The following is a 1,651-nucleotide window of genomic DNA, read 5'->3' as shown; positions in this document are numbered from 1 at the left end:
GCCTCGTCCTTGTATTCAGGAGTGAACTCCCGACGTGCTCTTGTCATAGTGAACATTCTCTCTTGTGAGGTGTCCACCATCCGGGGTCAAGGCCATTCCTGCTGGTGTTGCTCTGAGCTACTTTGCGATCAGTAATCTGATTGAAGCCCGTGAGGTTCGCCGTGAGATCTTCGCTCGCGAGGAGAATCAAGAATCAACCGATCCTCCGGAAGCAGGCAAGGCCGAGAGGCAGTAACCGAGGTTGGTCCGTAGGGTTCATCGTAGGATTCGCCGCTTTGCCAGCCGGCGTTCTAGTCGTCGGGCTCTTCATTCTCAGGAGGGAACCCGAGATGCGAGCTTGGGTGCGATACATGTATGTGGTCGGCGCGGACTGGTGTGCAGAACATGGAAAAGTCAGTGGTGCTCAAGGACACTATGACGTCACGAATCCAGGACAGTATGACAAGGCTGGCCCCATAATGACAGACTCTCGGCTAGCCGTTCGCTGAAAATGCGGACATTTGAGCAGTTGCTCGATGAATGCCAGGAGTAAAACATGTCACCTACACCGAGCGATGCAACGCTTGAAGAAATCACCAAACTGATCAATTTTGAAACAGTCAGCCGCGACAGCAATCTTCCCCTGATCAACTACGTGAGTGAACGCCTCAATGCGCTGGGCATCGAATCAAAGCTCATCCACGATGCAACCGGGCAGAAGGCAAATCTGCTGGCCACCATTCCCGCGGGCGATGGCACGCGGACCGGCGGCATTGTGCTCTCCGGGCACACCGATGTTGTTCCGGTTGACGGACAGGACTGGAGCTCCGATCCGTTCACCCCTCAGATACGCGACGGCAAGCTTTATGCCCGGGGCGCCTGCGACATGAAAGCCTTTATTGGCGTGGTGATGACCAGACTCGACTCAATGGTCGGGACCAAACTCAGTGAACCCATCCACCTGGCCTTCTCCTACGATGAGGAAGTTGGCTGCATTGGAGCGGTTGACTTGGTAGCGGCTATCACCGCCGATGGCCTGACGCCGCGCGGTGCCATCGTGGGTGAGCCCACATCCATGCGCGTGGTGCGGGGACACAAGTCGGTCAATGTCATCAGGGTAGATTTTCACGGTATTGCAGCACATTCCTCACTGACCACTCAGGGAGTCAATGCGATTTCCGCGGCCGCCGACTTTGCAGCGTTTGTTGATGCCAAGGCCAAGGAATTCGCCAGCGCCGGCGCCTCTGATGAAGCCTTCATCGTCCCTTACACCACCACCACGGTAAACCAGATTCAGGGCGGTATCGCGGTAAACACCATCCCGGCATTATGCACACTTCACTTTGAATTCCGTTCCATCGGTGCCGATGATCCGGTGGCGCTCATTGAAAACTTCCGTGCCGAAGCACTGCGCATTGAAGCAATCATGAAGGCCCAGAACCCCGAAGCACGCGTCGAGTTCGCAGTGCTCGCCTAGACCCCCGGACTCAATACCCCCGCCGAGGCCGCGATAGTCTCCTTGGCTGCTGAACTTGGCGGAACGCCAAGCCCGGATAAGGCAACCTACGGCACCGAGGCGGTGGCCTTGACCCCGGATGGTGGACAGGGGCTAAGCGGCGAGGTCGATCCCTGCGCCCTGTGATGAGTATTCCAGCTCAAAGTCCACGGGGCT

1 protein-coding gene is annotated in these 1,651 nt (G+C 57.1%); it reads left to right on the top strand.

The window, feature by feature from the left end; translation table 11 throughout:
• The first annotated feature begins 535 nt into the window (after nucleotides 1-535).
• Nucleotides 536-1,456 (top strand): M20/M25/M40 family metallo-hydrolase, encoded by a 921-nt coding sequence (locus tag ABIB35_RS18685; RefSeq protein WP_354183238.1) that lies wholly within the window; start codon nucleotides 536-538, stop codon nucleotides 1,454-1,456.
• Nucleotides 1,457-1,651 lie beyond the last annotated feature (195 nt).

Origin of the sequence: Arthrobacter sp. UYP6 (assembly GCF_040547315.1) — a bacterium.
Lineage (GTDB): Bacteria > Actinomycetota > Actinomycetes > Actinomycetales > Micrococcaceae > Arthrobacter_B.
Note: the sequence above shows the minus strand (reverse complement) of the source record. Positions and strands in the feature narration are given on the sequence as shown.

Excerpts from the sequence above, each read along its gene's own strand:
- ABIB35_RS18685 (WP_354183238.1), top strand. The coding sequence starts at position 536 with ATGTCACCTACACCGAGCGATGCAACGCTTGAAGAAATCACCAAACTG.